General features: G+C 51.8%; 25 protein-coding genes. 17 read left to right on the forward strand and 8 right to left on the reverse strand.

The window, feature by feature from the left end:
• The first annotated feature begins 119 nt into the window (after positions 1-119).
• The 5 genes from cysP to cysM all read left to right on the forward strand — a co-directional run bounded on the left by cysP (position 120) and on the right by cysM (position 4,911).
• Positions 120-1,136 carry a thiosulfate/sulfate ABC transporter substrate-binding protein CysP gene (gene cysP, locus OGY17_RS21355; protein WP_003835019.1) on the forward strand — a complete coding sequence of 339 codons (1,017 nt, stop codon included), beginning with the start codon at positions 120-122 and terminating at the stop codon, positions 1,134-1,136.
• Positions 1,137-1,970 (forward strand): sulfate/thiosulfate ABC transporter permease CysT, encoded by an 834-nt coding sequence (cysT, locus tag OGY17_RS21360; RefSeq protein WP_003038061.1) that lies wholly within the window; start codon positions 1,137-1,139, stop codon positions 1,968-1,970.
• Positions 1,970-2,845 carry a sulfate/thiosulfate ABC transporter permease CysW gene (gene cysW / locus OGY17_RS21365; protein ID WP_003038064.1) on the forward strand — a complete coding sequence of 292 codons (876 nt, stop codon included), beginning with the start codon at positions 1,970-1,972 and terminating at the stop codon, positions 2,843-2,845. Before cysT ends, cysW begins: the two co-directional genes overlap by 1 nt.
• Complete coding sequence (gene cysA, locus OGY17_RS21370; protein WP_286608304.1) at positions 2,835-3,932, forward strand: sulfate/thiosulfate ABC transporter ATP-binding protein CysA; 1,098 nt, start codon at positions 2,835-2,837, stop codon at positions 3,930-3,932. Before cysW ends, cysA begins: the two co-directional genes overlap by 11 nt.
• Positions 3,933-3,999: 67 nt before the next feature.
• Entirely contained in the window at positions 4,000-4,911 is a 912-nt protein-coding gene (gene cysM / locus OGY17_RS21375) for a cysteine synthase CysM (RefSeq protein ID WP_003835014.1), read from the forward strand.
• Positions 4,912-5,002: 91 nt separating this feature from the next.
• Here cysM and OGY17_RS21380 read toward each other — a convergent pair whose 3' ends face one another.
• Together OGY17_RS21380 and ptsJ are read right to left on the reverse strand one after the other, a co-directional pair.
• Positions 5,003-5,719 carry a type 1 glutamine amidotransferase gene (locus OGY17_RS21380; protein ID WP_048234763.1) on the reverse strand — a complete coding sequence of 239 codons (717 nt, stop codon included), beginning with the start codon at positions 5,717-5,719 and terminating at the stop codon, positions 5,003-5,005.
• Between the two features lie 13 nt (positions 5,720-5,732).
• Complete coding sequence (ptsJ, locus tag OGY17_RS21385; protein WP_191226952.1) at positions 5,733-7,025, reverse strand: MocR-like B6 salvage transcription factor PtsJ; 1,293 nt, start codon at positions 7,023-7,025, stop codon at positions 5,733-5,735.
• Between the two features lie 82 nt (positions 7,026-7,107).
• Here ptsJ and pdxK point away from each other — a divergent pair, with 82 nt between their 5' ends.
• Entirely contained in the window at positions 7,108-7,974 is an 867-nt protein-coding gene (gene pdxK, locus OGY17_RS21390) for a pyridoxine/pyridoxal/pyridoxamine kinase (RefSeq protein WP_167820180.1), read from the forward strand.
• Complete coding sequence (locus OGY17_RS21395) at positions 7,971-8,210, forward strand: hypothetical protein (protein WP_008785406.1); 240 nt, start codon at positions 7,971-7,973, stop codon at positions 8,208-8,210. Before pdxK ends, OGY17_RS21395 begins: the two co-directional genes overlap by 4 nt.
• A 148-nt stretch (positions 8,211-8,358) precedes the next feature.
• Here OGY17_RS21395 and crr read toward each other — a convergent pair whose 3' ends face one another.
• The 5 genes from crr to cysZ all read right to left on the reverse strand — a co-directional run bounded on the left by crr (position 8,359) and on the right by cysZ (position 13,219).
• Entirely contained in the window at positions 8,359-8,868 is a 510-nt protein-coding gene (gene crr / locus OGY17_RS21400) for a PTS glucose transporter subunit IIA (RefSeq protein ID WP_000522253.1), read from the reverse strand.
• Positions 8,869-8,908: 40 nt separating this feature from the next.
• On the reverse strand, positions 8,909-10,636 hold the full coding sequence (gene ptsI, locus OGY17_RS21405; RefSeq protein WP_008785405.1) for a phosphoenolpyruvate-protein phosphotransferase PtsI: 1,728 nt from the start codon (positions 10,634-10,636) through the stop codon (positions 8,909-8,911).
• A gap of 45 nt (positions 10,637-10,681) precedes the next feature.
• A complete protein-coding gene (ptsH, locus tag OGY17_RS21410; protein ID WP_002913505.1) occupies positions 10,682-10,939 on the reverse strand; it encodes a phosphocarrier protein Hpr in 258 nt (85 codons plus the stop codon).
• Positions 10,940-11,322: 383 nt separating this feature from the next.
• Entirely contained in the window at positions 11,323-12,294 is a 972-nt protein-coding gene (gene cysK, locus OGY17_RS21415; protein ID WP_003038091.1) for a cysteine synthase A, read from the reverse strand.
• Positions 12,295-12,457: 163 nt separating this feature from the next.
• On the reverse strand, positions 12,458-13,219 hold the full coding sequence (gene cysZ, locus OGY17_RS21420) for a sulfate transporter CysZ (protein ID WP_057066948.1): 762 nt from the start codon (positions 13,217-13,219) through the stop codon (positions 12,458-12,460).
• A gap of 230 nt (positions 13,220-13,449) precedes the next feature.
• Between cysZ and zipA the strand changes: the two genes are divergently transcribed.
• From zipA to OGY17_RS21435, 3 genes are all read left to right on the forward strand, one after another.
• Positions 13,450-14,463, forward strand: coding sequence for a cell division protein ZipA (zipA, locus tag OGY17_RS21425; RefSeq protein WP_048215814.1), 1,014 nt, complete (start codon positions 13,450-13,452; stop codon positions 14,461-14,463).
• Between the two features lie 71 nt (positions 14,464-14,534).
• Entirely contained in the window at positions 14,535-16,550 is a 2,016-nt protein-coding gene (gene ligA, locus OGY17_RS21430; RefSeq protein WP_060683464.1) for an NAD-dependent DNA ligase LigA, read from the forward strand.
• 1 nt (position 16,551) lies between these two features.
• Complete coding sequence (locus OGY17_RS21435; RefSeq protein ID WP_003038102.1) at positions 16,552-16,770, forward strand: DUF3820 family protein; 219 nt, start codon at positions 16,552-16,554, stop codon at positions 16,768-16,770.
• On the opposite strand, the gene OGY17_RS21440 is transcribed toward OGY17_RS21435, so the two are convergent.
• A complete protein-coding gene (locus OGY17_RS21440; RefSeq protein ID WP_100272054.1) occupies positions 16,767-17,765 on the reverse strand; it encodes a bile acid:sodium symporter family protein in 999 nt (332 codons plus the stop codon). The genes OGY17_RS21435 and OGY17_RS21440 overlap by 4 nt on opposite strands.
• Before the next feature lie 89 nt (positions 17,766-17,854).
• Between OGY17_RS21440 and OGY17_RS21445 the strand changes: the two genes are divergently transcribed.
• The 7 genes from OGY17_RS21445 to OGY17_RS21475 all read left to right on the forward strand — a co-directional run bounded on the left by OGY17_RS21445 (position 17,855) and on the right by OGY17_RS21475 (position 24,730).
• The gene (locus OGY17_RS21445) at positions 17,855-18,781 is read left to right on the forward strand and encodes a LysR family transcriptional regulator (RefSeq protein WP_003834913.1); all 927 of its coding nucleotides are present in this window, start codon (positions 17,855-17,857) and stop codon (positions 18,779-18,781) included.
• Positions 18,782-19,209: 428 nt separating this feature from the next.
• A complete protein-coding gene (locus OGY17_RS21450) occupies positions 19,210-20,301 on the forward strand; it encodes a YVTN family beta-propeller repeat protein (protein WP_286608306.1) in 1,092 nt (363 codons plus the stop codon).
• Between the two features lie 77 nt (positions 20,302-20,378).
• Positions 20,379-20,774 (forward strand): DUF302 domain-containing protein, encoded by a 396-nt coding sequence (locus OGY17_RS21455; protein WP_286608308.1) that lies wholly within the window; start codon positions 20,379-20,381, stop codon positions 20,772-20,774.
• Positions 20,775-21,004: 230 nt separating this feature from the next.
• Positions 21,005-21,274, forward strand: a complete 270-nt coding sequence (locus OGY17_RS21460) for a YdgH/BhsA/McbA-like domain containing protein (RefSeq protein WP_008785396.1) — start codon at positions 21,005-21,007, stop codon at positions 21,272-21,274.
• Positions 21,275-21,599: 325 nt separating this feature from the next.
• On the forward strand, positions 21,600-22,433 hold the full coding sequence (gene xapA / locus OGY17_RS21465) for a xanthosine phosphorylase (protein ID WP_286608310.1): 834 nt from the start codon (positions 21,600-21,602) through the stop codon (positions 22,431-22,433).
• A 57-nt stretch (positions 22,434-22,490) separates the two neighbouring features.
• The gene (locus tag OGY17_RS21470) at positions 22,491-23,747 is read left to right on the forward strand and encodes a nucleoside permease (RefSeq protein ID WP_208743890.1); all 1,257 of its coding nucleotides are present in this window, start codon (positions 22,491-22,493) and stop codon (positions 23,745-23,747) included.
• A gap of 98 nt (positions 23,748-23,845) precedes the next feature.
• Entirely contained in the window at positions 23,846-24,730 is an 885-nt protein-coding gene (locus OGY17_RS21475) for a LysR family transcriptional regulator (protein WP_048234780.1), read from the forward strand.
• Positions 24,731-24,877 lie beyond the last annotated feature (147 nt).

Consider the following 24,877-nt stretch of genomic DNA (forward strand, 5'->3'; position numbering starts at 1 on the left):
ACCCCTTATTCTCTTTTCAACTTTCAAATCATCAAACGGTATATAAAACCGTTACTCCTTTAGCACTGGTTATAAATATGATGACCATAAGAAAGTCATTTAATTTATAAGGGTGCGCAATGGCCGTTAACTTACTGAAAAAAAGAACACTGACGCTGGCAGCCATGCTGTTGCTGGTGGGGCAGGCGCAGGCAACGGAACTGCTGAACAGTTCATACGATGTTTCCCGCGAGCTGTTTGCCGCCCTTAATCCGCCGTTTGAACAGCAATGGGCGAAGGATAACGGCGGCGACAAACTGACGATTAAACAATCTCATGCCGGGTCATCAAAACAGGCGTTGGCGATTTTGCAGGGGCTGAAAGCTGACGTCGTGACCTATAACCAGGTGACCGACGTGCAGATCCTGCATGACAAAGGCAAGCTGATCCCTGCCGACTGGCAAAGCCGCCTGCCGAATAACAGTTCGCCATTCTATTCCACCATGGCGTTTTTGGTGCGTAAGGGCAACCCGAAGAATATCCACGAATGGAACGATCTGGTTCGCCCGGACGTGAAGCTGATTTTCCCGAACCCGAAAACCTCCGGTAACGCACGCTATACCTATCTGGCTGCGTGGGGCGCGGCAGATAAAGCGGACGGTGGGGATAAAGCTAAAACCGAACAGTTCATGACCCAGTTTCTGAAAAACGTGGAAGTATTTGATACCGGCGGTCGTGGTGCAACTACCACCTTCGTGGAGCGCGGTCTGGGCGACGTACTGATTACCTTTGAATCGGAAGTGAACAATATCCGTAAACAGTACGAAGACCAGGGCTTCGAAGTGGTGGTGCCGAAGGTCAACATTCTGGCGGAGTTCCCGGTGGCTTGGGTAGATAAAAATGTGCAGGCCAACGGTACTGAAAAAGCGGCGAAAGCTTACCTGAACTGGCTGTACAGCCCGCAGGCGCAAACCATCATTACCGATTTCTATTACCGCGTGAATAACCCGCAGGTAATGGACAAGCTGAAAGATAAATTCCCGCAGACCGAATTGTTCCGTGTGGAAGATAAGTTTGGCTCGTGGCCTGAAGTGATGAAAACGCACTTTGTCAGCGGCGGTGAGCTGGACAAACTGCTGGCGGCGGGGCGTAAGTAAATGTTTGCTGTTTCTTCCCGACGTGTGCTGCCCGGCTTCACTTTGAGCCTGGGCACCAGCTTACTGTTTGTCTGCCTGATATTGCTGCTGCCGCTGAGCGCGCTGGTGATGCAACTGGCGCAAATGAGCTGGGCGCAATACTGGGATGTGATTACCAATCCGCAGGTGGTGGCGGCTTATAAAGTGACGCTGCTGTCAGCGTTTGTGGCGTCGATTTTTAACGGCGTGTTCGGTTTGCTGATGGCGTGGATCTTAACACGCTATCGCTTTCCGGGCCGTACGCTGCTGGATGCGCTGATGGACCTGCCGTTCGCACTGCCTACGGCGGTGGCAGGTCTGACGCTGGCGTCACTGTTTTCGGTTAATGGCTTCTACGGCGAGTGGCTGGCGAAGCTGGATATCAAGGTGACCTACACCTGGCTCGGTATCGCGGTAGCGATGGCCTTTACCAGCATTCCGTTTGTGGTGCGTACCGTGCAACCGGTACTGGAAGAGTTAGGCCCGGAATATGAAGAAGCAGCTGAAACGCTCGGTGCTACGCGCTGGCAAAGTTTCCGTAAAGTAGTGCTGCCGGAGCTGTCTCCTGCGCTGGTGGCGGGCGTTGCGCTGTCGTTTACCCGCAGCCTCGGTGAGTTTGGCGCGGTTATTTTTATCGCCGGAAACATCGCATGGAAAACGGAAGTGACCTCGCTGATGATTTTTGTTCGCTTGCAGGAGTTTGACTACCCGGCCGCCAGCGCGATTGCTTCTGTGATCCTCGGGGCTTCGTTGTTGCTGCTGTTTTCAATTAACACTCTGCAAAGTCGCTTTGGTCGACGTGTGGTAGGTCACTGATGGCAGACATTACCCAATTGAAACGCTATGGCGCACCCCGCATCAACTGGGGGAAATGGTTTCTGATCGGCACGGGCATGCTGGTCTCCGCGTTTATTTTGCTGGTGCCGATGATTTACATCTTCGTGCAGGCGTTCAGCAAGGGATTAATGCCGGTATTACAGAACCTGGCGGATCCGGACATGCTGCATGCCATCTGGCTGACAGTGCTGATTGCGCTGATTGCGGTCCCGGTGAACCTGGTGTTTGGTGTGTTGCTGGCCTGGCTGGTGACCCGTTTTAACTTCCCAGGACGCCAACTACTACTAACGTTACTGGATATTCCATTTGCTGTCTCGCCGGTGGTCGCCGGTCTGGTCTATCTGCTGTTTTACGGCTCTAACGGCCCGCTTGGTGGGTGGCTGGATGAGCATAACCTGCAAATTATGTTTGCCTGGCCGGGGATGGTGCTGGTGACAGTGTTCGTGACCTGTCCGTTTGTGGTGCGTGAGCTGGTGCCGGTGATGTTAAGCCAGGGCAGCAATGAAGATGAAGCCGCGGTTCTGTTGGGCGCGTCCGGCTGGCAGATGTTCCGCCGCGTTACGCTGCCGAATATCCGTTGGGCATTGCTGTACGGTGTGGTGTTGACCAACGCCCGTGCGATTGGTGAGTTTGGCGCGGTGTCAGTGGTTTCCGGCTCGATTCGCGGCGAAACCTTATCGCTGCCGCTACAGATTGAATTACTGGAGCAGGACTACAACACGGTCGGCTCCTTTACCGCCGCGGCGCTATTAACGCTGATGGCGATTATTACCCTGTTTTTGAAGAGCATGTTGCAATGGCGTCTGGAGAACCAGGAAAAACGCGCGCAGCAGGAGGAAAATCATGAGCATTGAGATTGCCAATATTAAGAAGTCTTTTGGTCGCACCCAGGTGCTGAACGATATCTCGCTGGATATTCCTTCAGGTCAGATGGTCGCGCTGTTGGGGCCATCCGGCTCGGGCAAAACCACGCTGCTGCGCATTATTGCCGGGCTGGAGCATCAGTCCAGCGGGCATATCCGTTTTCACGGTACCGACGTCAGCCGATTGCACGCCCGCGACCGTAAGGTGGGGTTCGTGTTCCAGCACTATGCGCTGTTTCGTCATATGACCGTTTTCGACAATATCGCGTTTGGTCTGACGGTCCTGCCACGGCGTGAGCGCCCGAGTGCGGCGGCCATCAAAGCAAAAGTGACCAAACTGCTGGAAATGGTTCAACTGGCTCATCTGGCGGACCGTTTCCCGGCACAGCTCTCCGGCGGGCAAAAACAGCGCGTGGCGTTGGCGCGTGCGCTGGCGGTAGAGCCGCAGATCCTGCTGCTCGACGAACCGTTTGGCGCGCTTGATGCGCAGGTGCGCAAAGAGCTGCGTCGATGGCTGCGCCAGCTGCATGAAGAGCTGAAATTTACCAGCGTGTTTGTTACCCACGATCAGGAAGAAGCAACGGAAGTCGCAGACCGCGTGGTGGTGATGAGTCAGGGTCATATCGAACAGGCTGATGCGCCGGATCAGGTATGGCGCGAACCGGCTACTCGTTTCGTCCTGGAATTTATGGGTGAGGTTAACCGCCTGCAGGGGACGATTCGTGGCGGCCAATTCCATGTGGGCGCACACCGCTGGCCGCTGGGTTATACGCCTGGCTATCAGGGACCGGTGGATCTGTTCCTGCGCCCGTGGGAAGTGGACGTGAGCCGTCGTACCAGCCTGGATTCGCCGTTGCCGGTACAAGTGCTGGAAGCCAGCCCGAAAGGACACTACACCCAATTAGTTGTGCAACCCCTGGGGTGGTATAACGAACCGTTGACGGTAGTCATGCAGGGCGATGATTCCCCTGGCCGCGGCGAACGTCTGTTTGTCGGGCTGCAAAATGCACGCTTGTATAGCGGCGACCAGCGTATTGAAACGCGTGAAGAGGAACTTGCCCTGGCGCAATCAGCCTGATAGGTTAATTTGCATAGTTATCGCCCGGTGGCGCTACGCTTACCGGGCTTTTTTACGAGCTGAAAACGTGAACACATTAGAACAAACAATTGGCAATACGCCTCTGGTGAAATTACAACGTCTGGCGCCGGATAACGGTAGTGAAATTTGGGTCAAGCTGGAAGGCAATAATCCCGCAGGTTCGGTGAAAGATCGCGCCGCGTTGTCGATGATCGTCGAAGCGGAAAAGCGCGGAGAAATTAAGCCAGGCGACGTGCTGATTGAGGCGACCAGCGGTAATACTGGTATTGCGCTGGCAATGATCGCCGCGCTGAAGGGCTACCGCATGAAGCTGCTGATGCCAGACAACATGAGCCAGGAGCGCCGTGCGGCGATGCGCGCCTATGGTGCCGAGCTGATTCTGGTCACCAAAGAGCAGGGGATGGAAGGCGCGCGCGATTTAGCCCTTGAGATGGCGCAGCGTGGAGAAGGCAAGCTGCTGGATCAGTTTAATAATCCGGATAACCCGTACGCGCATTACACTACCACCGGACCGGAAATCTGGCAGCAGACGTCAGGTCGTATTACCCACTTTGTCTCCAGTATGGGAACGACAGGCACAATTACCGGTGTGTCGCGTTTTCTGCGTGAGCAAGAAAAAGCGGTCACCATCGTTGGCCTGCAGCCGGAAGAGGGCAGTAGTATTCCGGGAATTCGCCGCTGGCCTGCGGAATATATGCCGGGCATTTTTAACGCCTCGCTGGTGGATGAGGTGCTGGATATTCATCAGAACGATGCGGAAAACACCATGCGTGAACTGGCCGTTCGCGAAGGGATTTTCTGTGGTGTCAGTTCTGGTGGCGCGGTAGCGGGGGCGTTACGTGTGGCGCGCGCGACACCGGGAGCGGTGGTGGTGGCGATTATCTGCGATCGCGGCGATCGCTACCTTTCAACCGGCGTGTTTGGCGAAGAGCACTTTAACCAGGGATTAGGGATTTAGTTTTCAGGCCTGATAATCATAGCACTATCAGGCAAACGTACGGCACGAGCGCCGGATGACGACGTAAAGCGTCTTATCCGGCCTGCCATAATCAATCGTTACGTTTTTCCACAAGCTTATCAAGGAATTGCCACAGTTTCTCATTCATCTGCTGATAATCCCATGCTCGCATCTCTTCAATGGAACGGATGAAACGCTTGCCTTTAGCTTCCGCCAGTTCTTGTTCGGAGTGTTGAATAAGCCCTTCTATAGCATCAGCCGTAAACTCCATATGGCACTGAAAACCATAAACAAAATTACCGTATTGCACGATTTGTCGTGGGCAGCCCTCGCTGGCAGCAAGAATGGTCGCCTGGTCGGTTAATCCTGGCATGTCGTTGTGCCAGTGACCGACGGTAAGCGGTGAGCCGAAATGGCTGAACAGCGGGTGCTGTTGACCGGCTTCGGTCAGAACGATGGGGTAGTGACCAATCTCTTTTTCCGGACTCTGGCACACCTTCGCACCCAGCGCTTCGCCGATTAACTGTGAACCCAGGCAGATCCCCACCACAATTTTACGTGCCGCAATCGCCTGGTTGATCAGATGCTGCTCGGCCTGAGAATCAAAGTACGGGCACTCTGCCAGCGTGGTTCGTGGTGACTGCGGACCGCCAAACACCACCAACATATCGAAATCATCGGCGTTCGCAGGGACCGCTTCTCCGGCATAAACGCGCGACCAACTGACGCTATAGCCGCGTGATTCGGCCCACGGCAGATACGCGCCAGCAGATTCGAAAGACTCATGAATAACAAAATGAACTCGCACTTTTTCTCTCCTGTTAGCGTTTTAGCGCCTGATGAATATCAGCCGCCAGCTTATCAATGTCGCTGTCAGTTAAGGTTGACAGCGTAATACGCAGGCCGTGGGCAGGCGTATTGACGCCAAAAACTTCGCCTTCCCGCACCAGCCAGCCGGACTTTGCCAGCGCAAAAGCGATCGCCTGGCTGTTATCATCCAGCGGTAGCCACATATTCAGACCGTCACCAACGGGCAACTCAATGCCATGTCGCCGTAGCGCTGCTGTCAACTTTTGCTGCTGGGTGGCGTAAAACTGCTGAGTTTGCGCCAGCGTGTGTTGATAAGTCTCGTCACTCAGGCAGGCGCAGGCCAAATCCTGCAGCAGGTGGCTGACCCACTGACTGCCGGAGTTGAGCCGTAAACGTAGCTTCCCTGAAGTGAGCGGATCGCTGGCCACAATGGCCAGGCGTAAATCCGGACCTAACGTTTTTGACATCGAACGGACAATCGCCCAGTGCGTGGTTTCCTTCGCAATCACCGGATACCAGTGGCAAGCAGATAGCAGCGCAAAGTGGTCGTCGACGATCACCAGCGTCTGCGGATAGCGGGCCAGGATTTCCTGCAATTGCGCCGCGCGTGAAGCGCTCAGGCTGCATCCTGTCGGGTTATGCGCGCGCGGTGTCAGAATCACTGCCCGCGCACCTTTCTGTAGCGCGAGTTCCAGTTGGTCCGGCAGCATGCCTTCGTGGTCAACATTGGCCGGACTGGCGGAGAAACCAGCATAACGCAGCATGTTGATGCTGCTCAAAAAGCATGGATCTTCTACGACAACGCTATCTCCAGGCAGTAAATGGGCGCACAGTAGCCGTTCGATAGCATCAATGGCGCCGCTGGTGATATCAATTTCCCCTTTGCCGGGCATTGCATTTTGCATCCATTGTGATGCCCATACCTTAAGCCCTGGTGATACAGCGGCATCGCCGTACAACCGCGGATTCTTATTTATCTTCGCGAAATAACTACTCAGGTCAGGAAGACGCGAGGGCGCTGGATTACCGCCGGAAAGATCGATAAGCGGGGTATCCGGATTACCACCTTCCAGCGCAACGGGGGCAGTAATCCCCTTAATCACCGTGCCGTTGCGTCCCAGGCTCTGCGCCAACCCGGAGGTGACCAGGCGTTTGTAAGCCGCCGCGACAGTATTGCGGTTCACGTTTAATTCCGTTGCCAGTTCCCGCACTGGCGGCAACGTTTCGCCTGCTGCCAGCGTGCCTGTAGTGACATGTTGACGGATACTGTCAAAAATTTCGTTAGCGGTTTTTCCGTCGATCATTATTGACCTATGACAAAATGAATTTTAGCATATGACGATAATAGTGAGGCGTAGGCCCGCTGTCCAGCGAGAGGAGAAATTTATGGAGCAGGAGAGTGATATCCAGTCAGTGCTCTTTGACGACACGAATCGGGCGTTACAGACCGATATCGTCGCCGTCCAGTCACAGGTGGTGTATGGCAGCGTAGGTAACAGCATCGCCGTCCCGGCCATTAAAGCGCAGGGGTTACGCGTGACGGCAGTACCCACGGTGCTGTTCAGTAATACCCCGCATTATGAAACCTTTTACGGCGGCGTTATTCCGTCTGACTGGTTTAGCGGCTATCTCCGCGCCTTAAGCGAGCGTGATGCCTTGCGTGAGCTAAAGGCGGTGACAACAGGATACATGGGCAGCGCGGAGCAAATCGCCTTGCTGGCACAGTGGCTGGAAACCGTTCGGGCCACGCATCCGGACCTATGCATTTTGGTCGACCCCGTGATTGGCGATACGGATAGCGGCATGTATGTGAAAGCCGAAATCCCGGAAGCTTATCGTCAGCACCTGCTGCCGTTGGCACAGGGGCTGACGCCGAACGTGTTCGAGCTGCAAATGCTAAGCGGAAAGCCGTGTCGTACGCTTGATGAAGCCATTACGGCGGCACAATCACTGCTCAATGACACCCTGAAATGGGTGGTAATAACCAGCGCGCCGGGGGATACCGAAGAGATTATTAACGTTGCGGTGGTGACGGCTGAAACGGTTGAGGTGTTAGCCCATCCGCGAGTGAAAACGGATCTGAAGGGGACTGGCGATCTGTTTTGTGCAGAGCTGGTGAGCGGCCTTGTACTGGGGAAAGCGCTGACGACCGCGACGCACGACGCCGCGCAGCGGGTGCTGGACGTGATGACGTGGACGCACCTGTGCGGTTGTGATGAATTAATTCTGCCACCGGCAGGGGAGGCGCGATGAAGAGTTACCGGCTGGTAGTTCGCCAGAATGGGCGTATGGTTGGACATTTTGACACCAACGGGGCAGCAGCGCTGGAAGATATCTGTGTAGCGCGGGCCATGTTTGGTATTGCGGGTGGCTACGACTGTGAATTGTTAGTGGCAGACTCGGAGCGACGGATGCTGGAAAGCGGGCCGGAAGGGATGAAGATTCTGATGCGCGAGGCGTGTTACCGACCGGTCACCTCACAGATTTAATGCCGGATGGCGACGAGAACGTCTTATCCGGCCTACGTTACGGAGTTTGCTGTAGGCCGGATAAGCGTAGCGCCATCCGGCAGGGTTTTGATATCCATCAGATAAAAAAAATGGCGCCTGATGGCGCCATTTTTCTCTGCAAAAAGAATTACTTCTTGATGCGGATAACCGGAGTCTCACCCACTGTCACGCTACCGGACAGTTTGATCAGCTCTTTGATTTCGTCCATGTTGGAGATAACAACCGGAGTCAGGGTAGACTTGGCTTTTTCTTCCAGCAGCGGCAGATCGAATTCAATAACCGGGTCGCCCACTTTCACGCGCTGACCTTCTTCAGCGATGCGTTTGAAGCCTTCGCCTTTCAGTTCAACGGTATCAATACCGAAGTGAACAAACAGCTCAATGCCGCTGTCGGATTCGATAGAGAAAGCGTGGTTGGTTTCAAAGATTTTGCCGATGGTGCCATCAACAGGAGCAACCATTTTGTTACCGGTTGGTTTGATAGCAATGCCATCACCAACGATTTTTTCAGCAAAAACTACATCCGGCACGTCTTCGATGTTGACGATCTCGCCAGAGAGCGGAGCAACGATCTCAATAGTTCCGGTGTCTTTCTTATCATCAGAAACCAGAGATTTCAGTTTATCGAACAAACCCATGATCTTCTCCTAAGCAGTAAATTGGGCCGCATCTCGTGGATTAGCAGATTGTTTTTTCTTCAATGAACTTGTTAACCAGCGTCATTAACTCGTCCGTTGTCGGTTGAGCAAGAGCCTGCTCTGCTAACACCTTCGCATCTTCGAAGTTCGTGTTACGGATAATCTTCTTAATGCGCGGGATAGAAATGGCGCTCATAGAGAATTCGTCCAGACCCATCCCCAGCAACAGAAGTGTAGCACGTTCGTCGCCTGCAAGCTCACCACACATGCCAGTCCATTTGCCTTCAGCATGAGAAGCATCAATAACTTGCTTGATCAGCGTCAGCACAGATGGCGACATCGGTTGGTAAAGGTGTGAAATCATATCATTACCACGGTCAACTGCCAGGGTGTACTGCGTTAAATCATTGGTGCCGATACTAAAGAAATCAACTTCTTTGGCTAAATGACGCGCAATTGTTGCCGCAGCTGGTGTTTCCACCATCACGCCAATCTCAATGCTCTCGTCAAATGCTTTACCTTCGTCGCGTAGTTCCTGTTTGTAGATTTCGATCTCTTTGCGCAGTGCACGCACTTCTTCAACAGAGATGATCATTGGGAACATGATACGCAGTTTGCCGAAAGCAGAGGCGCGCAGGATAGCGCGAACCTGGTCACGCAGGATCTCTTTACGATCCATGGCGATACGCACGGCACGCCAGCCCAGGAACGGGTTCTCTTCTTTCGGGAAGTTCATGTACGGCAGTTCTTTATCGCCGCCGATGTCCATGGTACGGACGATGACCGCCTGAGAGCCACAGGCTTCAGCAACGGCTTTATACGCAGCAAACTGTTCTTCTTCAGTTGGCAGCGATTCACGGTCCATGAACAGGAATTCGGTGCGGTACAGACCCACACCTTCAGCGCCGTTACGCTCGGCGCCTTCAACGTCACGAACGGTACCGATGTTGGCGCAAACTTCAACCTGATGTCCGTCCAGCGTGATAGCCGGCAGATCTTTCAGCTTAGCGAGTTCCGCTTTCTCGGTTGCAACCTGCTCCTGAACGGCACGCAGTTGCTCAATAACGTCGTTGGTCGGATTGACGTAAACCTGATTGTTTACGGCATCCAGAATCAGATAGTCGTCGTTTTTCACCTGAGAGGTGACGCTACCCGTACCTACGATGGCAGGCAGTTCCAGAGAACGCGCCATGATAGAGGTATGAGAGGTACGTCCGCCCGCGTCAGTGATGAAACCCAGCACCTTGTTCAGGTTCAGCTGTGCGGTTTCTGACGGGGTCAGGTCTGCGGCAACCAGGATAACTTCGTCCTGGATAGCGCTCAGATCAATAATTGCCAGACCCAGAATGTTACGCAGCAGGCGTTTACCGATGTCACGTACGTCAGCCGCACGTTCTTTCAGGTATTCATCATCCAGCTCTTCCAGGGCTGTGGCCTGACCTTCGATAACTTCATGCGCAGCTGCATCAGCCGTCATGTGCTTATCTTTAATCAGGGCTATGATTTCCTGCTCCAGCTCCTCATCTTCGAGCAGCATGATATGCCCTTCAAAGATGGCTTCTTTTTCTTCACCGAACGTTTCACCAGCTTTGGTTTTGATCGCTTCCAGTTGCGCAGATGCCTTGGCACGACCGCTCAGAAAACGTTCAACTTCCTGATCAACCTTGTCGGCAGAAATTTTTTTCCGGTCAATGACGATCTCGTCTTCTTTCAGCAGCAATGCTTTACCGAAAGCGATACCCGGGGATGCTAAAATGCCTGAAATCATAACCCTACCTTACTTGTGACTGATATTTAAAAGAACTCGTTGAACTTACTCGAGTTCAGCCATCAGTTTAACCAGATGCTCAACTGCTTTCTGCTCGTCTTCACCTTCTGCGGACAGGGTGACAACGGTACCCTGAGTCAGGCCCAGAGTCTGCAGTTTAAACAGGCTTTTGGCGCTAGCGCTTTTGCCGTTGGAAGTCACAGTAATTTCAGAAGTAAAGCCTTTTGCTTCTTTAACAAACTGAGCAGCAGGGCGAGTATGCAGACCGTTCGGAGCGGTAATGGTAACTTCTTGCTGGAACATTATATTTCCCCAACTTATAGGTTTAGTGTTGTGGAACTAAAGTCTAGCCTGGCGGCTCAACTTTAGCCTGTATTGTTAGCATCGGCGTAAACTGGACGCGACACAAAAGGAGTTCGGTGCAATCCGTTGCTGGCAACTTCTTGCCGCTGACGTTTCGTTCGTCATTAAACATTATGCCGCGAAAGGAAGAGTTGAACCAAATCATAAAATCGATTCAGCTAGCGCTTTTCCTGTAACGATTAATTTCGCGCATCAAAATAATTAGTTTGGTTAAATACCAGTTCCGGCGGGCTGAATCAATGCCAGGCGAGTTGAAACTTTGAAGCAGGCCACAAAAAAGCACCCAAAAGGGTGCTTTTTTACGCGTTTTTAACATGCTGGCACTACTGTTGCAGTTCTTTCTCTGTAAAGAGATCGGCAAACAGTGCAGTGCTCAGATAACGCTCACCCGATGACGGTAGAATAACCACTATATTCTTATTGGTAAAGGTTTCATCTTCCTGGAGCTTAAGCGCGGCAGCAACCGCAGCACCGGAAGAGATCCCAGCCAGAATACCTTCTTCTTCCATCAGACGACGCGCAGTAGAAATAGCTTCATCATTAGTGATGGCAACGACTTTATCGATAAGCTTCAGATCAAGGTTACCCGGAATGAAGCCTGCTCCAATGCCCTGAATTTTATGCGGGCCTGGTTTGAGTTCTTCACCTGCCAGCGCCTGGGCGATAACCGGGGAGTCGGTAGGTTCAACCGCGACGGTGATCAGATCGGTTTTGCCTTTAGTGCCTTTAATGTAACGGGTCACACCAGTCAACGTACCGCCAGTACCGACGCCGGAAATAAAGACATCAACCTGGCCATCGGTATCTTCCCAGATTTCCGGGCCGGTGGTTTTTTCGTGGATTTCCGGGTTTGCCGGGTTGCTGAACTGCTGCAGCAGCAGGAATTTTTCCGGATCGCTGGCCACAATTTCTTCCGCTTTCTGAATCGCGCCCTTCATACCTTTTGCGCCTTCGGTCAGCACCAGGTTTGCGCCCAGCGCTTTTAAGAGCTTGCGGCGCTCAATGCTCATGGTTTCAGGCATGGTCAGAGTCAGTTTGTAACCGCGAGCTGCGGCAACGTAGGCCAGCGCAATCCCTGTGTTGCCGCTGGTTGGTTCGACCAGCTCTACACCCGGTTTCAGTACACCACGTTTTTCGGCATCCCAAATCATGTTGGCACCGATACGGCATTTGACGCTAAAGCTTGGGTTGCGTGATTCCACCTTCGCCAGAATGCGTCCGTTACCGATACGGTTCAGTCGAACCAGCGGCGTATGACCGATAGTCAGCGAGTTGTCTTCAAAAATCTTACTCATGGCCTGTCCTTAACTGTATGAAATTGGGATACCGCTTCAGCATACCTGTTGAGAAAGTATGGGGAAGTAAGGAATTCGTATATCTATATGCCACCAGGAAATAATGCGTTGCAGTATGGAATAAGAGCGGGCATAAGCCAGCCCGCTTTTACACATTTTTGCATTACTTCCATAACGCGTGCTTAGCACGATAGCAGTCTACCCACATCGCCGTGGCACCACAAACCGCGACCGGCATGATGAACAGATTGAGCACCGGAATCATGGTGAACAGGCTGGTCAATGCGCCAAATTGCATATTGGTGACCTTGCGTGTGCGCAGCGCGACGCGCATCTCCTTAAAAGGCACCTTATGGTTATCAAACGGATAATCGCAGTACTGAATGGCCAGCATCCACGCGCTGAACAGGAACCACAGCACCGGGGCTACGGTCTGACCAATACCCGGAATGAAATAGAGGATCAGCAACACGACGGCGCGCGGGAGATACCACGCCAGCTTTTGCCATTCACGTTTCATAATACGGGGAACATCTTTCATGATGCCGAGAACGCCGGTGTCAGGCGGTGTTGCGCCCGTTAAGCGTGCTTCCAGCTGTTCTGCCAGCAGACCGTTAAACGGCGCGGCAATCCAGTTGGCTATGGTGGAAAACAGGTAGCCGAACACCAGTAGTACGGAGATAGTGACAATCGGCCACAGCAAGTAGCTGAGCCACTGAAGCCAGTCAGGGACGTGACTCATCAGCGCGGGGATCCAGCTATCGAGTTGTGTGAATAGCCACCAGAATGCGCCGCCCATCAGCAGGATATTCACCAGCAAAGGCAGGATGACAAAGCGACGAATGCCCGGTTGGGTGATGAGCTTCCATCCCTGTGAAAAGTAATAAAGGCCGCTGCGAGGTACGACTGCAGATGATGAAACCATGGTCAGGACATACTCCTTGTTATATAAGCTCTGGTAAACTTTGCGTATCTTACCGGGTTGTTGAGCGTTAAGCTGTTCAGAAATGTTCGAAAAAACAGCAAAAAGCACAATTTTGTTCATCTTTATGCCGTGAAAGCCAAGAGTGCACTTGCACTTGGCGTAATCGACAAATACTCTTAGTGAGTAAATGTTTGCCGTGGTGGCAAGGTGTTAGAACAACAGAGAATATAATGATGCAGGATTTGCGTCTGATATTAATCATTGTTGGCGCGATCGCCATAATCGCTTTACTGGTACATGGTTTTTGGACTAGCCGTAAAGAGCGGTCTTCTATATTCCGCGATCGCCCACTGAAACGCATGAAGTCTAAACGTGAAGACGAGGATTCGTTCGACGACAACGTCGAGGAAGACGAAGGCGTGGGCGAAGTTCGCGTTCATCGTGTGAATCATGCTCCCGGTAACGCGCAGGAACATGGTGTTCCTCCTCAGTCGCCGCAACACCAGTACCAGCCGCCTTATGCGTCTGCTCAGCCGCGTCAACCCGCGCCGCAGCCTGCACAAGCGCCGGTACCGCCGCCGCATGCTCAGCAGCAGCCGCAGCCTGTACAACCGCAGCAGCCGGTGCAGCATCAGCCTGTTCAGCAACAACCTGTGCAGCAGCCGATGCAGCATCAGCCCGTTGCTCCGCAGGTTCAGCAGCCCGTGCAGCAAGCACCGCAACCTGCGCCGCAGGCTTTCCAGCCCGCAGAGCCTGCCGTTGAACATCAACCGCAGCCTGAGCCGGTAGTTGAAGAAGCGCCTGTTGCTGAAAAACCGCAGCGTAAAGAAGCGGTCATTATTATGAACGTTGCGGCGCATCACGGTAGTGAGCTCAACGGTGAAGTGCTGCTCAACAGCATTCAGCAAGCCGGTTTTAAATTTGGCGATATGAATATTTTCCATCGTCATTTGAGCCCGGATGGCAGCGGTCCTTCGCTGTTCAGCCTTGCCAATATGGTTAACCCAGGAACGTTTGACCCCGAAATGACGGGTGATTTCAGCACCCCTGGCGTGACTATTTTTATGCAGGTTCCGTCTTACGGTGACGAGCTGCAAAACTTTAAGCTGATGCTGCAGTCCGCACAGCACATTGCCGATGAAGTGGGTGGTGTGGTGCTCGACGATCAACGTCGCATGATGACGCCGCAGAAACTGCGCGAGTATCAGGACCGCATCCGCGAAGTTAAAGAATCTCGCGCCTGATTTTCCTCTGGCGTGACATCTCCTTGCTAAACCCCCGCCTGTCGGGGGTTTTTTATCATTGATGGTGCGATATGGAATCAATCGAACAACAACTGACAGAACTGCGAACCACGCTTCGCCATCATGAGTATCTCTACCATGTGATGGATGCGCCGGAAATTCCCGATGCGGAATACGATCGCCTGATGCGTGAACTGCGCGAGCTGGAAGCGCAGCATCCGGAACTTATCACCCCCGACTCGCCAACCCAACGTGTTGGCGCCGCCCCGTTAGCAGCGTTCAGCCAGATTCGCCATGAAGTGCCAATGCTGTCGCTGGATAACGTGTTTGATGAAGAGAGTTTTCTCGCCTTCAACAAGCGCGTGCAGGACAGACTAAAGAGTACGGATAAACTAACCTGGTGCTGCGAACTGAAGCTGGACGGGCTGGCGGTCAGTATCCTGTATGAAAACGGTGTGCTGGTCAGTGCCGCAACGCGTGGTGATGGTACTACGGGTGAGGATATTACCTCGAACGTGCGCACCATTCGTGCGATCCCGTTAAAACTGCGAGGCGATAACATTCCGACGCGTCTGGAAGTGCGCGGTGAAGTGTTCCTGCCGCAGGCCGGATTTGAAAAAATTAACGAAGAGGCCCGCCGCACTGGCAACAAAGTGTTTGCTAACCCGCGTAACGCAGCGGCCGGGTCATTGCGCCAGCTCGATCCGCGTATCACAGCGAAGCGACCGCTTACTTTCTTCTGCTATGGCGTTGGTGTGCTGGAAGGTGGTGTGCTGCCTGATACCCACCTGGGCCGTCTGCTGCAATTTAAAGAGTGGGGATTGCCGGTGAGCGACAGAGTTACGCTTTGCGACTCTCCGGAGGAAGTACTTGCTTACTATCACAAGGTTGAAGAAGACCGACCGACGCTGGGATTCGATATCGACGGTGTGGTGATCAAAGTCAACTCTATGGTGTTGCAGGAACAACTGGGTTTTGTTGCCCGCGCGCCGCGCTGGGCTGTGGCCTTTAAGTTCCCGGCGCAAGAGCAGATGACCTTCGTACGTGATGTTGAGTTTCAGGTTGGACGCACCGGGGCGATTACGCCTGTCGCCCGCCTTGAGCCAGTTCAGGTTGCCGGGGTGTTGGTCAGTAACGCCACCTTGCACAATGCGGATGAAATTGAGCGTCTTGGTTTGCGTATTGGCGATAAAGTCGTCATTCGCCGTGCGGGCGATGTCATCCCGCAGGTAGTGAATGTCGTGCTTTCCGAGCGCCCGGACGATACGCGTGAAATTGAGTTTCCCACCCACTGTCCGGTATGCAACTCTGACGTTGAGCGTGTGGAAGGCGAAGCGGTCACTCGCTGTACCGGTGGTTTAATCTGCGGGGCGCAGCGTAAGGAATCGCTGAAACACTTCGTTTCTCGCCGCGCGCTCGATGTTGACGGTATGGGCGACAAAATTATCGATCAACTGGTCGAGAAAGAGTATGTCCATACGCCAGCAGATCTCTTCACTCTGACGGCAGGCAAGCTGACCGGACTCGATCGTATGGGGCCGAAATCGGCGCAAAACGTGGTGAATGCGCTGGAAAAAGCGAAAGAAACGACGTTTGCCCGTTTCCTCTACGCGCTGGGTATTCGCGAAGTCGGTGAAGCCACGGCGGCTGGTCTGGCGGCGCATTTTGGCACCCTTGAGGCGCTGGAAGCGGCTTCCATTGAAGAGCTGCAAAAAGTGCCGGATGTCGGCATTGTGGTAGCGACCCACGTGTTTAATTTCTTTGCTGAAGAGAGTAACCGCGAGGTGATCGTCCAACTGCTGGCGCAGGGGATTCACTGGCCAGCGCCGGTGGTCATCAACGCTGAAGAAATCGACAGCCCCTTCGCGGGGAAAACGGTGGTGCTGACCGGGAGCCTGAGCCTGATGTCACGCGATGACGCCAAAGCGCGACTGACTGAGTTGGGTGCAAAAGTGGCCGGCAGCGTATCGAAGAAAACCGACCTGGTGATTGCCGGTGAAGCGGCGGGTTCGAAGCTGGCAAAAGCGCAGGAACTGGGTATTGCCGTGATCGATGAAGCTGAAATGATCCGCTTACTGGGTGCCTGAGATGGAAAAAGAGCAGCTGGTTGAAATCGCCAATACCGTGATGCCCTTTGGCAAATATAAAGGGCGTCGGCTGATTGATGTACCGGAAGAGTATCTGCTGTGGTTTGCCCGTAAAGATGAATTCCCGCCGGGCAAGCTCGGCGAGCTGATGCAAATCACGCTGCTGATTAAAACTGAAGGGCTGACGCAACTGGTGCAGCCCCTGAAGCGCCCGCTCTAAGCCTTTGCGGCGCGGCTTTTCTGCTGCGCCTGCAATGCGTCCGTTTGTTGCTTGTAGCGACGTGCCAGCACGGCACACACCATCAGCTGAATTTGATGGAAGATCATCAACGGCAGCACCATCATTCCTATCACTGACGTCGGGAACAGAATATTTGCCATTGGGATCCCATTCGCCAGGCTCTTTTTCGATCCGCAAAAGACAATGGTGATCTCATCGGCTTTGTTGAAGCCGCATTTCCGCGCAACAAAGACGTTGATGCCAATCACAATTGCCAGCAATACGATGCTGACCACCACGATAAACAACAGCGAACCAATCCCCACTTTGTGCCAGATCCCGTTAACCACGGCTTCACTGAAGGCGGAGTACACCACCAGCAAGATGGAGGATTGGTCCGTTTTGGCGATCCATTTTTTATGTCGGGACACCCAGTTACCAATCCACGGACGTGAAAGATGTCCCAGTACGAACGGCAGCAACAGTTGCAGCATGATTTTCCCCACCTGCTCCAGACTGCCTTCTGCGCCGTGTATATTCATTACCAGGCCAACCAGCAATGGCGAGAGAAAAATACCCAGCAGGCTGGAGGCCGAAGCGGAACACACGGCGGCAGCAACGTTACCCCCCGCCAGCGACGTAAAAGCGATTGCCGACTGCACCGTGGCTGGCAAAATACACAGGTACAGGAAACCGGTGTACAGCATCGGGTCAACACTTACCGGTGCCCACCAGGCGAACAGAACGCCCAGCACCGGGAAAACAACAAACGTGCTGCACATCACCCACAGATGTAAACGCCAGTGACTACCGCCGGCAATAATGGCTTCACGCGAAAGCTTCGCCCCGTGCATAAAAAACAGTAGGGCAATGGCGGCGGTGGTTAAGCCTTCAAAGAAAGGTACAAAGCCACCCTCGGCCGGGAAAAAGGACGCCAGTAAAACGACCGTAATCAACGTTATCGTGAACGGATCAAGGATACGAAAAAGTTTCATAAAAGCTCCTGAAATTCGGTAGGAACATTTTGCGTTTTTCTGTTTGAGAAATAAAATTGATTTATTGCATCCATATATGAATCGAATAGATGAATTACTCTCTGCGTCAGCTCCGTATCTTTGTTACCGTCGCTCAGGCCAAAAGCTTTAGCCGGGCGGGGGATATCATTGGCTTAAGCCAGTCTGCGGTCAGCCACAGCGTTAAAGAGCTGGAAGGGCAGACGGGTGTGCGGTTGTTAGATAGAACAACGCGGGAAGTGGTGCTGACGGAAGCAGGGCACCAGTTGGCGGCGCGGCTGGAACGTATTCTGGATGAACTGCACAGCACGCTGCGCGAAGCAGGCCAGGTGGGAACGCAGTTAACCGGAACGGTGCGCGTTGCCGCCAGCCAGACAATATCTGCTCACCTTATTCCACAGTGTATTGCCCAGAGTAATCAGCTTTATCCAGCAATCGATTTTGTGCTGCACGATCGTCCGCAACAGTGGGTGCTGGAGAGTATTCGTCAGGGCGAGGTAGATTTTGGCATTGTGATAGATCCAGGTGCTGTGACCGATCTACAGTGTGAAGCGGTGTTATCCGAACCGTTCCTGCTGTTGTGTCGAGAGGATCATCCGCTAGCCCAACGCGAATGGGTAAATTGGCAGGATTTATATCATGAGCGCCTGGTATTACAGGATTACGCTTCCGGCAGTCGACCGTTGATCGATGCGGCACTGGCTCACTTTTCCATTGAGGCCAATATCGTTCAGGAGATAGGTCACCCTGCCACGCTTTTCCCGATGGTTGAGGCGGGGATTGGTATCAGCGTGCTGCCTGCGCTGGCGCTTCCTCTGCCACAGGGCAGCCATTTGCAGGTTAAACGCCTGACGCCGGTTGTGGAACGACAATTGATGCTGGCACGACGTAAAAATCGTTCTTTATCGACTGCGGCCCAGGCGCTGTGGGACGTAGTACGGATGCAGGCCAGTGAATTAACCGCCGGTCGGGCACGGGATCCTTTGTACCAGCTTTAACGATATGGCTGGTGTTTGTCATGTCGTTAAGTTTGGCTTTCAGTATCGATGAACTGATCGTTAACTTTTATATTTTTACCCGGCACCGGACTACCTCTTTATATTTATAAATTCTCCTGCGATATTCTTAGGCAATTGCTTAGCTTGCGGATTTGTAAGGCTATTTTAAATTATTACTTTTTTTCTTGACCTTCCACTTGCTGGAAGGTTGATACTCTTTATACGCAAGTACGGATAGCAGTATCTAATACAATGATGTATAGCGATTGATTAATGAAATGACTAAGCAATTTATACAGTAACTCGTTATAGGTAGAATTAACACGATCCCGATGGAGTAATATTAGTGACATGTTAAATAATCCTACAATAGCTGGTTGCTGAAACTAATCCGGTAAATATATTTAACTAATGGGGTATTGGCGGCGATGATAAGAAAAAATAAAATTTTAATTGCAATGCAAATTAGTATGCTGGCATGGTCTGGTTATACGTTTGCAGCAGACAGAGTGTATGTGGCAAATGAAGGTGCAGATTCAGTTAATGTACTTGATGCTGCGTCTTTAAAGACTGTAGATAAAGTACATGTTGGTAAAATGCCGCATAACGTTCAGGTGTCACCAGACAATAAAACAGTTTGGGTAACCAACCTTGGTGCTAACGGGACACATTCAACAGGCTCTGAACATATGAATATGAGTAAAGATGCCCATTCTGAGAAAATGGATATGGGCAAAGATTCTCATGCAGGCAAAAAGGAACATGGCGAAGTTTGGGTTATTAATGCCGAAAATGATACGGTTATTGCAAAACTTCCGGTTGGCGCACACCCTGCGCATGTTGTCGTCACCCCTGATGGGAAAATGGCGTATATCTCAAATAGTGCAGATAACACTATCAGCGTGATTGATGCAGAACATTTGAAAAATTTAACGACAATTAATGTAGGTAAATTCCCTCATGGCCTCAGAGTGAGTCCTGACGGTAAAGAAGTTTATATCGCGAATATGAAAGGGGGCTCGGTATCCGTTGTCGATACAGCCAGTAATAAAGAAGTCGCGCAGATCCCATTAGGTAAAATGCCAGCCCAGGTAGGTTTCTCACCGGACGGAAAACGGGTGTTTGTTTCCCTGTCTGGTGAAGACGCTGTAGCGGTGATTGATACAGCAACGCGTAAAGTTGTGAAGAAAATTAATGTTGGTACCGTACCAATCCAGCTGTTTGGTACTCCGGATGGTAAAAGCATGCTGGTAACCAATCAGGGCTCGAAGAGCAAGCCGGGTAACACAATAAACATGATTGATATCGCAAGCCTTACGGTAGCGAAAACTATCACCACTGGCAATGGGGCCCATGGCGTGGTTGTCGATAAAAATGGCAAATATGCTTACGTAACTAACTCATTTGCAAACTCTGTCTCGATGATTGACATTAATGAGCGTAAGGTAGTGAACACGCTCCCGGTAGACAACAACCCAAATGGTATCAGCTGGGGCTCTGTCGAAGTGACGCCTAAATAACTGTGCTAGCATTTATCAATACCCGTCATTCGCTGGCGGGTATTTTCATGAATATTCTATAAATAAAGGAACGACAGATGAGAAAGCCGGAGCGGACAAAAACGCTACCTAGTAAGTTCAATTTTGATGATACTGTAAACAGACTCGTCAGCGTATTGAATGCTAAAAATATTCGTATTTTTGTGCAGGTTGATCAACAGCAAGCGGCAACGGAAGTAGGTCTTGCTCTGCGACCGACGATGTTAATTCTGTTTGGTAACCCAAAGGGTGGTACTCCTGCCATGCAAGCAAATCCTCATGCGGCAATAGAGTTACCCCTACGGGTGGTTATTTGGCAGGATGACAATGGTGATACCCATATAGATTATCAGGATGCAAGTACTGTTCTGGAGTTTGACTATGATGTTGCACATAATATTGTTGCTCCAGTTAGCATCCTGACAACCCTTCTTAACGAAGTGGCCGGTAATTAATTGCAAAAAACACTAAATGCCTCGTGGATATTTAGTGTTATTTTTCTGCGTTTATTATGCAAATATTTAACCCGCTATAATAAACCTATTGAATAATACATATGATGTTCATTACTCTTCAATGTTTGTCGATTCGTCTATTTTATAAATAGAAGGGTTTTTGTTTGCAATATTATGTGAAGAGTATATCTTGACGCTCAAATATTAATATGTAAGTTATGAGGATAGTTATGAAAAAGACATTAGTCACATCATTGGCCGCTTCTTTGTGTTTTCTCAGTCTGTCTGCCTTTGCTGCTACAGAAATCTCGCAACAAGAAGCCAATAGTTTAAAGCATGTCAAGTCAATCACCGTAACGGAAAATACGGTGAATCAATGTATGCACAAAATTTCGAAAATGGCAGATAAAGAAGGTGCTGATTTCTTTGTTATTAAGAACTTCTCTTCTATAGGCAATGGTTCTCAGGCTGTAGTGACCAGCGAACTCTATAAGAAGTAAACAGCTGTTTCCCCCGTTTTAATTATTGATTAGCGAAAGTGCGTTGTTGTACCTGCTTTCGCTTATTAATAATCAACAAATGTTTGTCAGTCATTTGCAAGGCGGGCTTTGTCAGCCCATTCGTCTGACGAATTCCTGATGTGTTGGTACTCCTTGCCATTTCTGGCAGAAAAAAAATGTGAGTTCAGGCCGATTTAGCACATGCCATCTATACCGATTTACTATTGGTTATCGGGATAAACGGTATTGGTAATCGATTGCGTAGTCTCGCTATAACAATGCGGTACGCTACGTTATTTCGATTACTCAGTATTAAGGACATCTCATGAGCCACTCTCTTTTCTCGCAAAATCCCTGGTATAGCGCTGATATCATTCGTGGTTACAAACCGGATTTTACGCCGCGCGTAGCCTTTATCCTCGGCTCAGGCCTGGGGGCGCTGGCGGATCAAATTGAGGATGCGGTTGCCATCTCTTACGAGAAACTACCAGGGTTCCCGGTGAGTTCCGTACACGGTCATGCTGGTGAACTGGTGTTGGGAAATCTGGCGGGAATTCCGGTGGCCTGTATGAAAGGACGTGGACATTTCTATGAAGGTCGCGGTATGACGGTGATGACGGATGCCATTCGTACGCTGAAGCTGCTGGGCTGTGAGCTGCTGTTTTGCACCAATGCTGCAGGCTCTTTGCGTCCCGAAGTCGGACCGGGTAGCCTCGTTGCGCTTAGCGATCACATCAATACGATGCCGGGTACGCCGATGGTAGGGCCAAACGATGAGCGTTTTGGCGAGCGATTCTTTTCACTGGCGAATGCCTATGATGCTGACTATCGTGCGATCCTGCAAACTGTTGCCGCTGAGGAAGGGTTCCCGCTGAGTGAAGGGGTTTTTGTCTCTTATCCGGGGCCGAACTTTGAAACCGCGGCAGAAATCCGCATGATGCAAATTATCGGTGGCGACGTGGTGGGGATGTCGGTGGTGCCTGAAGTTATCTCTGCGCGCCACTGCGGCTTGAAAGTGGTTGCGGTGGCGGCCATCACCAACCTGGCGGAAGGTCTGGGTGATGTTAAATTATCTCACGCGCAGACGCTGGCTGCGGCGGAACTCTCCCGGCAGAATTTCATCAATTTGATCTGCGGATTCTTGCGCAAACTGGCCTGAATAACTAAAAAATGACCCCGCTTGCGGGGTCTTACTTTATGGCAAGGTAACGGAAAAATGGGTATCGCATCTCGCTTAAAGCTCATGTCGTTTTTGCAATATTTCATCTGGGGAAGCTGGTTGGTAACCCTGGGATCCTACATGATTAATACCCTGGATTTTACCGGCGCGAATGTCGGTATGATTTACAGTTCGAAAGGGCTGGCGGCGATTATCATGCCGGGCATTATGGGCATCATTGCCGATAAATGGCTACGCGCCGATCGAGCCTATATGCTTTGTCATCTGGTGTGTGCGGGCGTGTTGCTATATGCCACAACCGTTACCGATCCGCAGACTATGTTTTGGGTGATGCTGGTTAACGCAATGGCGTATATGCCGACGATTGCGTTATCGAATAGCGTCTCATACTCGTGCCTGGCACAATCGGGTCAGGATCCGGTCACCGCGTTCCCGCCAATTCGTGTGTTTGGCACCATTGGGTTTATTGTGGCGATGTGGACTGTCAGCTTGATGGGACTGGAACTGAGCAGCGCGCAGTTGTATATCGCTTCAGGCGCATCGCTGCTGCTGGCTCTGTATGCGCTTACGTTGCCGAAAATCCCGGTTGCTGAGAAGAAAGCAAACACCACGCTTGCCAGCAAGCTCGGTCTGGACGCCTTTGTTCTGTTTAAAAAACCGCAGATGGCAATCTTCTTTTTGTTTGCGATGATGCTGGGGGCGGTGTTGCAAATCACCAACGTCTTTGGCAATCCGTTCCTGCATGATTTTGCCCGTAACCCGGAATTTGCCGACAGCTTTGTGGTGAAGTACCCCTCCATATTGCTTTCCGTTTCACAGATGGCGGAGGTGGGCTTTATTCTCACTATTCCGTACTTCCTTAAACGCTTTGGCATTAAAACGGTGATGCTGATGAGCATGCTGGCATGGACGCTGCGCTTTGGCTTCTTTGCCTTTGGCGATCCGTCGCCGTTTGGTTTTGTGCTGCTGCTGATGTCGATGATCGTCTACGGCTGTGCGTTTGATTTCTTCAATATCTCGGGATCGGTATTTGTCGAGCAGGAGGTTAGCTCTAACATTCGCGCCAGCGCGCAGGGGCTGTTTATGACGATGGTAAACGGCGTTGGCGCGTGGGTGGGATCAATTCTGAGTGGTATGGCGGTGGACTATTTTTCTGTCGATGGCGTCAAGGATTGGCAAACTATCTGGCTGGTGTTTGCCGCGTATGCGCTGGCTCTGGCGGTTATCTTTGCATTGTTCTTTAAGTACAAGCATGAGCCTGAACGACTGGCACAGAAATCACCGGCACATTAACACTCCATTGGAGGCGGGTTCTGATACCCGCCGTTTCATTTTCTGCGAGGCAATGTGGTAACTTTGCGCATTATCCTTATTTCAGGAGCGCATTATCCATGGAACGCACGCACCGCATCGATCTGAAGTTACTGCGTTATTTTCTTGCTGTCGCAGAAGAACTGCATTTTGGACGTGCTGCTGCTCGCCTGAATATGTCGCAACCGCCGCTCAGTACCCATATTAAAGAGCTGGAGCAACAGCTCGGCACTTTGCTATTTATCCGTCATTCCCGCAGCGTGGCGTTAACTCACGCGGGAAAGATATTGATGGAAGAGTCGCGCCGACTGTTATCCAGTGCTAATCAGGCGCTGGCGAGAGTGGAGCAAATTGGTCGTGGTGAGGCAGGGCGAATTGAGCTTGGCGTTATCGGTACAGCGATGTGGGGAAAAATGCGTCCGGTGATGCGGCGTTTTATGAAGGATAATCCCAATGTTGAGGTGCTGTTTCGCGAGAACATGCCCGCGATGCAGATGACGATGCTGGAACGGCGTGAACTGGATGCGGGAATTTGGCGGATGGCTACGGAGCTTTCTCCCGGGTTTACCAGTTTGCGTTTGCATGAGTCCTCTTTTCTGGTTGCCATGCCGGAAGAACATCCTCTTACTGCCTGTGAGTCCATACCGCTGGAGGCGTTGAGAAATGAATATTTTGTCACAATGCCTTCCATTCATACTGACTGGGCATTTTTGCAGCGAGTTTGCCTGAGTGCTGGATTTTCCCCGATGATTATTCGTGAGGTGAGGGAGCCGCAAACGGTGCTGGCGATGATCAGCATGGGGATTGGTATTACGTTAATTGCTGACAGCTATGCGCAGATGAATTGGCCTGGCGTGGTATTTCGACCGTTAGAGGAACGTATTCCGGCGGATTTGTATATTGTGTATGACCAACTGCAGGCGACACCCGCGCTGGAGAAACTGGTAGCGGCATTGACGATGTGATGTCTGTGCCGGATGGCGACTGACGTCTTATCCGGCCTACGCGTGTTGTGTTGTCTGTGCCGGGTGGCGACTGACGTCTTATCCGGCCTACGCGTGCGGTATTGTCTGTGCCGGATGGCGACTGACGTCTTATCCGGCCTACGCGTG

The sequence above is a fragment of the Citrobacter sp. Cpo126 genome (assembly GCF_030332445.1).
GTDB classification, from domain to species: Bacteria; Pseudomonadota; Gammaproteobacteria; order Enterobacterales; family Enterobacteriaceae; genus Citrobacter; species Citrobacter portucalensis.

Excerpts from the sequence above, each read along its gene's own strand:
- cysP (WP_003835019.1), top strand. The coding sequence starts at position 120 with ATGGCCGTTAACTTACTGAAAAAAAGAACACTGACGCTGGCAGCCATG.
- cysT (WP_003038061.1), top strand. The coding sequence starts at position 1,137 with ATGTTTGCTGTTTCTTCCCGACGTGTGCTGCCCGGCTTCACTTTGAGC.
- cysW (WP_003038064.1), top strand. The coding sequence starts at position 1,970 with ATGGCAGACATTACCCAATTGAAACGCTATGGCGCACCCCGCATCAAC.
- cysA (WP_286608304.1), top strand. The coding sequence starts at position 2,835 with ATGAGCATTGAGATTGCCAATATTAAGAAGTCTTTTGGTCGCACCCAG.
- ptsJ (WP_191226952.1), bottom strand. The coding sequence starts at position 7,025 with ATGATCGACGGAAAAACCGCTAACGAAATTTTTGACAGTATCCGTCAA.
- pdxK (WP_167820180.1), top strand. The coding sequence starts at position 7,108 with ATGGAGCAGGAGAGTGATATCCAGTCAGTGCTCTTTGACGACACGAAT.
- OGY17_RS21395 (WP_008785406.1), top strand. The coding sequence starts at position 7,971 with ATGAAGAGTTACCGGCTGGTAGTTCGCCAGAATGGGCGTATGGTTGGA.
- crr (WP_000522253.1), bottom strand. The coding sequence starts at position 8,868 with ATGGGTTTGTTCGATAAACTGAAATCTCTGGTTTCTGATGATAAGAAA.
- ptsI (WP_008785405.1), bottom strand. The coding sequence starts at position 10,636 with ATGATTTCAGGCATTTTAGCATCCCCGGGTATCGCTTTCGGTAAAGCA.
- ptsH (WP_002913505.1), bottom strand. The coding sequence starts at position 10,939 with ATGTTCCAGCAAGAAGTTACCATTACCGCTCCGAACGGTCTGCATACT.
- cysK (WP_003038091.1), bottom strand. The coding sequence starts at position 12,294 with ATGAGTAAGATTTTTGAAGACAACTCGCTGACTATCGGTCATACGCCG.
- cysZ (WP_057066948.1), bottom strand. The coding sequence starts at position 13,219 with ATGGTTTCATCATCTGCAGTCGTACCTCGCAGCGGCCTTTATTACTTT.
- zipA (WP_048215814.1), top strand. The coding sequence starts at position 13,450 with ATGATGCAGGATTTGCGTCTGATATTAATCATTGTTGGCGCGATCGCC.
- ligA (WP_060683464.1), top strand. The coding sequence starts at position 14,535 with ATGGAATCAATCGAACAACAACTGACAGAACTGCGAACCACGCTTCGC.
- OGY17_RS21435 (WP_003038102.1), top strand. The coding sequence starts at position 16,552 with ATGGAAAAAGAGCAGCTGGTTGAAATCGCCAATACCGTGATGCCCTTT.
- OGY17_RS21440 (WP_100272054.1), bottom strand. The coding sequence starts at position 17,765 with ATGAAACTTTTTCGTATCCTTGATCCGTTCACGATAACGTTGATTACG.
- OGY17_RS21445 (WP_003834913.1), top strand. The coding sequence starts at position 17,855 with ATGAATTACTCTCTGCGTCAGCTCCGTATCTTTGTTACCGTCGCTCAG.
- OGY17_RS21450 (WP_286608306.1), top strand. The coding sequence starts at position 19,210 with ATGATAAGAAAAAATAAAATTTTAATTGCAATGCAAATTAGTATGCTG.
- OGY17_RS21455 (WP_286608308.1), top strand. The coding sequence starts at position 20,379 with ATGAGAAAGCCGGAGCGGACAAAAACGCTACCTAGTAAGTTCAATTTT.
- OGY17_RS21460 (WP_008785396.1), top strand. The coding sequence starts at position 21,005 with ATGAAAAAGACATTAGTCACATCATTGGCCGCTTCTTTGTGTTTTCTC.
- xapA (WP_286608310.1), top strand. The coding sequence starts at position 21,600 with ATGAGCCACTCTCTTTTCTCGCAAAATCCCTGGTATAGCGCTGATATC.
- OGY17_RS21470 (WP_208743890.1), top strand. The coding sequence starts at position 22,491 with ATGGGTATCGCATCTCGCTTAAAGCTCATGTCGTTTTTGCAATATTTC.
- OGY17_RS21475 (WP_048234780.1), top strand. The coding sequence starts at position 23,846 with ATGGAACGCACGCACCGCATCGATCTGAAGTTACTGCGTTATTTTCTT.